Genomic DNA, 7,204 nt, shown 5'->3' on the forward strand with positions numbered 1-7,204 from the left:
ACAATTCGTCTCGAACAATTTTTATTGAATTCTCGTTACTTTTAGTATAAAAACAGAGGCTTTTCCAATGTCCACTATAAGAAGCGTAATTCAGGTTTTATACGGTTTTTAATTAGGATGAAAGCCAGCAATAAGCATTAGACTCTCATAAACAAAAACGCAGCGGCAGATTATGACATATAATCCTTCTTTAGCGGGTTTTCCCTCATACAAAAGATACCTTAGCTTTGTTCATACAAGCTGAGGTATCTAACCGATGAACGCGAAAAATAAAGGCTTAGACTGGACTCGTTGATTTTATGCGATTTTAGGTATAGAGAATCATCAGCTTTCAAGAAATAAGTGTTAGACTAACCCTCCGTAATAATGAAAGGCAGTCTGTAGACTTGGAAAATAAAGTCGTAGACTGCCTCTTATCATTGAGCTATCGTATCCCGTTGAATGCTCTCTTAAAAATCACTTTATTTTTTGCCACCTTAGCTATTCCATGTGCAAGAAGCGAATCCTTATAGAAACGGGGCAACGAACGATCTATACGGGGATAGCATAGGTATGGCATTCGCCAGCTGTCGCAGACATTGCTGCATTTCTTGGAAGCAGGCTCTTCCCAGCCAATTCTTACCCAACAGCTCCTCCGGTAACATTGGGTCGTTGAGACTTAAATCCGCTAACAATTCGCCCAATTCCAGAAATCGGACAAACAAGGCAAGACCGTCAGAAGGTTCTCGTAACAATGGATCAATTTCCGAAGCAAAATCGGAACGAAACCATTTGATTTTCGCTCTATAAACTTCATTTAAATCATCCAAAGGCCAAAGCCGCTTCACTAGAGCCAGTGGCTGCTCTTGTGAGACGAAAGATCCTTTCAGTAAGGTCAAACGACCCTCTAAGTCATATTGTTTGGCGAAACGAAGCACTTCTTCAACATAATCCCATGGGGTAATATATACGCTTTTGTACAACGCTCCGAATCCAAGCTGCAGCAGGTCGCTACGCAAAGAGTCCCGCTTTTTTCGTTCTGATTCAGGCACCTCAAACATGACCGTTAACCATTTACCGTCCCAAGGCTTTTCAAGCAGTAGCGGTTTTTGATTTATCGTCGTGATAAAGTCCAGACCCTGCCTCGTAATTTCGTATTTCGAACGTTCCTTCGAATATAGGTATCCTTCCTTTTTCATGTGAAGAAGTGCATTCCGAACGACTTGGTGGTCGATTCCTCGCGCTTCATAAATTTCGACAAGCCGTTTAACTTCGACACCTTCCGTCTTGGTCGAGGAGATCAGGAATAGAATTTGTTTTTCCAGCGATAACAAGGTAGAAACCTCCCAGAAAAATAAATGTGAATGTATTGACATTCCACTAAAACAATTATAACATAAAAATCAACGAACGAAGTTATTTTTGTTATAAAAAGAGGAGGATACGTATGCAAATCTTATTCCATGGACATTCTTGCATCCAATTAACTAGCAGTTCTCATTCTATTCTCATCGACCCTTACATTGACGCCAATCCCGCAGCAGTCGTGAAAGCCAATGACATTCTCGCACATTATATTTTGCTGACGCATGGTCATGACGATCATATCACCGATGCGGTATCCATTGCAAAACGAAATAATGCTCCGATCATCGCTGTAGAAGAACTGGCGGAATACTTGGCTTCGCAAGGAGCAAAAACTGAGCCTATGCATGTAGGCGGCGAGTGGTCTTTCGATTTCGGTAACGTCCATCTTACTCAAGCCATTCATACCTCATCCGTACGGGCTGTTGACGGACAACGGCTATATGCGGGCGTCCCTGTAGGCTACGTAATCGAGATGGAAGGCAAGATTATCTATCACGCCGGAGATTCGGGATTGTTCGGCGATATGAAATGGATCGGCCAAAGATTCGATATCGATATCGCGTTCCTTCCCATCGGGGGCCGATTTACAATGGGACCTTCCGATGCGCTGGTGGCTGCGGAGTGGATTCAGGCTCGACATGTCGTTCCTATTCATTACGGAACGTTTCCTCTTATACAGCAGGACGGAGGAAGCTTTATTGAAAGTTTGTCCCGCAAAGGAATTTCAGGTACGGCCATGGTACCTGGCGAGATGATAGAGGTCAACTGAGAGAATAGCCCCGAATGGAGTGGTAACAATGCCCATCCTTTATACGTTCTATCACATTATGCTTCCTATCCTGATACCAATTGGAATTGGAGCCATTCTTCATCGGCGTTTCAAGTTCGACTTGAATAGTTTTTCAAAGCTCATTATAAATTACTATGTACCTGCTTTAGCCTTCGTTAAAATATACGAAGCGGAATTGTCAACCAAACTAATCGCGTCCGTTTTCGGATTTTTGATGATCCAATTCATAGTTATTGTCATAATCGGATATGCGATTAGCCGGATCATGGGCTATTCCAGGCCGCTAGCCGCAAGCTTTTCCAACAGCGTCTCCTTAACAAACAATGGCAACGTAGGAATACCGATTAACGCATTAGCCTTCAAGCAAGATGCCTTGGCCATGTCGATTCAAGTCATCGTGGTCGTCTTTGAGCTCTTCGTTACGTTTACGTTCGGACTTCTTAACGCAAGCAAAACGGTCTCGGGATTAAAAGGATCGCTATTACAGTTTGCCAAAATGCCGGTTCTATACTCGATTGCAGCCGGTACGATATTGCGGTTCTGTCAAATACAAATCCCTGATCCGATTCTTCTTCCGTTGGATCAAATATCAACAGGAATGTTCGCTTTCGCGCTCGTCTCGATCGGAGCCCAGATCGCTTCTTCAAAGTTGCAGCAGCATACTTCGGCCGTTCTGCTCAGCAGCATCGTGCGACTGATCATATCGCCAATCTGTGCCTATGGGTTAATCCTGCTGCTGCACCTTGACGGCATTACCGCACAAGCCTTGTTTATTGCCAGCGCCATCCCGACATCACGCAATAGTGCTGCTCTCGCTCTCGAATATGGCAACGAGCCAGGTTTCGCAGCACAAGCGGTTCTTGTGTCAATGCTTCTAAGTAGCATTACGCTGACCGTTGTCGTAAATCTTGCGATGGTAATATTCTAAAAGAACCGGCAACTCGTTTGCGCTGTGACAAGTCGATCACGTTCAAAACAGAGCCTCGATTCAAAAAGGACCGAGGTTCCACATCTTGTAATATTCGCTTTCCCGTCAAGGCAAGTCCGAATCTTAATCGAATGCCTGACGAAGTTTTACTGCCGTTATGTCGTATTCAGCCAACGTTGTAATTCGGGGTATGCGGCAGTAAAAGCAACACCAGCATATCTTGAAGTTGCAGTTCCCTAGAGTCCTCAACAAACTTCTTACCCAGTGCATTACAAATTTAAGTTTGCGTTCCAAACATTGAAATTAGAATCACTAAGCAAATGATAACCCTAATGAGCTCTCTACCTTCCTTTACCTAAAATCACCAATCAGAACTCAAACTGTCACGGAAAGGAAGGTGTGATTCATAACGTAAACTGTCCTTAGCATAACACCGGTGCCGGTCTAATACTTTATTTTCTTAGTCTACAACTTTATTTTCCGAGTCTAACACTTTATTTTTCATTAATTAGACTATTATAAATAGTGGATACTATGTTCAATTTATGAGCATATATCCACTATATTTATATATGATAGATTCATTATTTAGACATCGAAGTTACTGTTTACAATGTATATAATGTAAGGATTAAATGCAACATATGATTCTATTTGTGGAGGGCGTAGCCCATAGCGGGAGGCGTAGAGTGGTTAAAAACCGAGCGTAATCAATTAATGTTGGAAGGTGAAAGTCGATGCGAGTACAAGAAGTTATCCTAATGGATAACAACAAACGTTACGTGTTGATAGATGGAAATGGTTTACCTGTGATCCCTGTTTTGAAATACCTAAAATACTTAGACAATACGGGAAAAAGTAGAAATACGCAGAAAACGTATTGTTATGCGTTAAAGCAGTATTTTGCGTACTTAAAAGAGACGAATAAAGATCACAATAATATTCGATTAGAAGACTTGGTGGAATTCGTTGGTTGGTTGCGCAGCCCTTTTGAAAGCAACAAGATAACTCCACTTAAACCGATTCAAACAAAGAGGACAGAAAAGACCATTAATCTAACAGTAACAGCTGTTACAAACTTTTATGATTACTTGTATAGAAATGAAGAGCTTCCCGATGATATGTCCGAGAAGTTAATGCGACAGGTATTTACTGGAGGAAGATCACGATATAAAAGCTTTCTGCATCACGTCCATAAGGACAAGCCGTCTATAAGAAATATATTAAAAATTAAAGAGCCACGCAAAAATGTTGAGACACTTTCAAAAGAACAAGTGCAGCAAGTGCTAAACGCAACAACAAACATCAGAGATCAGTTTCTCATCCAAGTGTTATTTGAAACAGGTTTGCGAATTGGTGAAGTCCTCTCACTCTATTTGGAATATTTTAAGTTTGATTACAGAGGCCATCGGATTTTTCTAAAAGATCGAGGGGAATTAGAAAACGGAGCCATGCTCAAAACAGGTGAGCGCGGAATATATGTGTCCCAAGCGTTAATGGACTTGTTTGATGACTACTTATATGAAGTCCTTGATGAGTTGGACTTTCGTTCCAATTTCGTTTTTGTAATTCTTCGAGGTGAAAATAAAGGTAAGCCCCTGACACTTACCGCTGCAGAAGCTCTTTTTAAGCGTTTAAGGGAGAAAACGGGAATTCGCAAACTTCACCCCCACCTTTTTAGACACACACACGCTACGATGTATTACCAAGAAACCAAAGACATAAAGCAAGTGCAGGAACGTTTAGGGCATTCGCAGATTCAGACCACGATGAATCTATACCTACATCTTTCAGAAGATGACATTCGTAAGGATTGGGAGAAAGCACAGACAGCATTTCAGATCAATATAAAGGATTCAAGGTGATTGAATATGAAAAAAACTATTCTACGTACATACCGTGAGGAATTGAGCTTTCATGAGAGATTAGAGCAAGAGCTTTCTGCTTATCCTGAGAAGACCATTTATATTGAACGGTAAGAAAAGTAACATTCCGCAAAAAATATCAAAACCGAGCGTTTCATCTGTCGTACAGTGATAATATCTCTATGGAGGCATTAATGTGAACTATAAAGATTCGGTAATCAAGGCCATTTCCTATATTGAAAATCATCTGACCGATGAGAGTTTAAGCGCCAAGGTTTCAGAAGCTGCCGGCTATTCGCCTTACCATTTTCACAGGATCTTCCTATCAGTTACCCGATCCTCCGTCTCAGAGTACATACGCAAGCGGAGATTGACGCACGCGGCATACGATTTATTTCATACCAACCAAAGGATCATAGATATTGCCATCCAGTACCGATTCGAGTCCCAGGAATCCTTCGCCCGAGCCTTTCGGAAAATGTTCTCCATCTCGCCAGGACAATTTCGCAAGCAAAGGGACATGAAGGACACGTTGTTCCGGGCCATGGAGAAGCTTCCTTTGGATGAAGTGGGGCTGCAACATTTGCATAAGGGCTTTTCCCTCGTGCCAGCTTTTGTCTGCCTGGACAATCTGCATTTGGTCGGCATGTCGATACCGGGTGTCAATTCGGACAAGGTCGGAATGCTATGGCGGAGCTTTAGGCAGCGTGTGTTTGAAATTAAGCGAAAACCGGATACGGAAGACATATTTTATGCGGTCATTGAACTTACGGGCGAGCAATGGGAAGTCACTTATACCGCTTGTGTCGAGGCGACCAGCGAGGAGAGTACGGTTCTCTTGGGAATGGTCGCTAAGCTGCTACCAGCGGCAACTTATGCGGTTTTTACTCATAAGGGGACATTAGCGAGACTCAACGATACGTTCCAATACATTTACGAAACGTGGTTACCCCAGTCAGGCAGCGTTCGTACGAATGCCCCGGAGTTCGCGCGTTACGACCAACGATATCTAGGACCGACGAACGAGGATTCGGTATTGGACATATATATTCCCGTTAGCTCGCCATCTTAGGAGCGTATCTCTCAAGGAGAGGAAGAAATCAAGATGAACAAAAAAGCAGAAATTAATGAAGGATACGCAGGATGCTGCGAGGTACAAATTACAGAAAACTCATTGAGGGTGACCTTTCCTATGATCGTGATGTATCCGACAGACGCACCGGAACAGGCTGATCGTCTAGGGCCGTACTCGTTGGAAGTGGCCAGAGACGCAGCGCCGAGGGAGGGAAAGTTTAGGTTGGTCCTCATTTCACACGGTACAGGCGGTTCGCCGCTTGTGTACTGGTCGCTTGCTCGGCATTTGGCACGCAGCGGCTTTATCGTTGGCCTGCCCGAACATCCGCACAATAACCGCAACGATAATAGTTTGGAAGGTACGGTCCAAAACCTCACCTATCGACCCCAGCACCTTCGCATGGCAGCCGACTGGTTTTTTGAAGATGAGAGGTTTAAGGGGCTTATCCAGCCGGGAAGCCTCTCGGTCATCGGGCATTCCATGGGCGGCTACACCGCGCTGGCAGCAGCTGGCGGCGTCCCGACCTCCTTCCCTAATGAGAGCCCCAATGGGAAGCCGCAGCAAATCGATGTCCTTCGCGATTCGCGAATCCAGTCCCTGATTTTGCTGGCCCCGGCGTCCGTTTGGTTCCGGAATGAGGGGGCATTAAGCGACGTTCGTCTCCCCATTCTCATGCTGGACGCGGAGCGAGACCCGTACACACCTCCATTTCACGCACAGATCATCTTGAAAGGTGTTGCCGAACCACGGATGATTCGCTATCGGACGGTGGAGAATGCCGGACACTTTTCCTTCCTGAGTCCTTTCCCAGCTGCGATGATTTCACCCGCCTTTCCCCCCTCACAGGACCCACCTGGCTTTGATCGCGTGCAATTTCACGAAACGCTGAAGACTGAGGTAGTAAAGTTTCTGTTGACTTATGATTAGGAAACGAAATGTATCGCAAGCGTATAAGTGTGCACTACCCATCGGGAGGGAAATATGATGTTTAATAAAAACGGGGATTTTTTTGACAGTACTGGCAAGTGGGGCTACATATTTCATTGGAAGCCGTTCGACAAAGGTAGATTCGGTGGGGTATTAAGCTAAAACCAGCTAATATCTTGTCAACATTTTTCTCTTAAATTTATTTGGCGTTGGCAGTATACTAAAAATAGGCGTGCTAAAGAACCTTCTCTGCAGTTGCTGGAAGGTTTTTC

6 protein-coding genes are annotated in these 7,204 nt (G+C 44.0%); 5 read left to right on the forward strand and 1 reads right to left on the reverse strand.

Features of this window, described 5'->3' with window-relative positions; translation table 11 throughout:
• Nucleotides 1-506: 506 nt before the first annotated feature.
• Entirely contained in the window at nucleotides 507-1,313 is an 807-nt protein-coding gene (locus AC6B99_RS32835) for a PaaX family transcriptional regulator C-terminal domain-containing protein (protein ID WP_496665116.1), read from the reverse strand.
• 113 nt (nucleotides 1,314-1,426) lie between these two features.
• On the opposite strand from AC6B99_RS32835, the gene AC6B99_RS32840 reads away from it, so the two are divergent.
• The 5 genes from AC6B99_RS32840 (at nucleotide 1,427) to AC6B99_RS32860 (ending at nucleotide 6,932) form a co-directional block, all read left to right on the forward strand.
• Nucleotides 1,427-2,116, forward strand: a complete 690-nt coding sequence (locus AC6B99_RS32840; protein WP_056038915.1) for a metal-dependent hydrolase — start codon at nucleotides 1,427-1,429, stop codon at nucleotides 2,114-2,116.
• Nucleotides 2,117-2,351: 235 nt separating this feature from the next.
• On the forward strand, nucleotides 2,352-3,065 hold the full coding sequence (locus AC6B99_RS32845; protein ID WP_494883651.1) for an AEC family transporter: 714 nt from the start codon (nucleotides 2,352-2,354) through the stop codon (nucleotides 3,063-3,065).
• A 737-nt stretch (nucleotides 3,066-3,802) separates the two neighbouring features.
• Nucleotides 3,803-4,930 (forward strand): tyrosine-type recombinase/integrase, encoded by a 1,128-nt coding sequence (locus AC6B99_RS32850; RefSeq protein WP_496665117.1) that lies wholly within the window; start codon nucleotides 3,803-3,805, stop codon nucleotides 4,928-4,930.
• A 196-nt stretch (nucleotides 4,931-5,126) separates the two neighbouring features.
• Nucleotides 5,127-6,002 (forward strand): AraC family transcriptional regulator, encoded by an 876-nt coding sequence (locus AC6B99_RS32855; protein WP_056038926.1) that lies wholly within the window; start codon nucleotides 5,127-5,129, stop codon nucleotides 6,000-6,002.
• Nucleotides 6,003-6,035: 33 nt separating this feature from the next.
• Nucleotides 6,036-6,932 (forward strand): alpha/beta hydrolase family protein, encoded by an 897-nt coding sequence (locus AC6B99_RS32860; RefSeq protein ID WP_056038929.1) that lies wholly within the window; start codon nucleotides 6,036-6,038, stop codon nucleotides 6,930-6,932.
• Nucleotides 6,933-7,204 lie beyond the last annotated feature (272 nt).

The organism is Paenibacillus liaoningensis (assembly GCF_059609455.1).

Excerpts from the sequence above, each read along its gene's own strand:
- AC6B99_RS32840 (WP_056038915.1), top strand. The coding sequence starts at position 1,427 with ATGCAAATCTTATTCCATGGACATTCTTGCATCCAATTAACTAGCAGT.
- AC6B99_RS32845 (WP_494883651.1), top strand. The coding sequence starts at position 2,352 with ATGATCCAATTCATAGTTATTGTCATAATCGGATATGCGATTAGCCGG.
- AC6B99_RS32850 (WP_496665117.1), top strand. The coding sequence starts at position 3,803 with ATGCGAGTACAAGAAGTTATCCTAATGGATAACAACAAACGTTACGTG.
- AC6B99_RS32860 (WP_056038929.1), top strand. The coding sequence starts at position 6,036 with ATGAACAAAAAAGCAGAAATTAATGAAGGATACGCAGGATGCTGCGAG.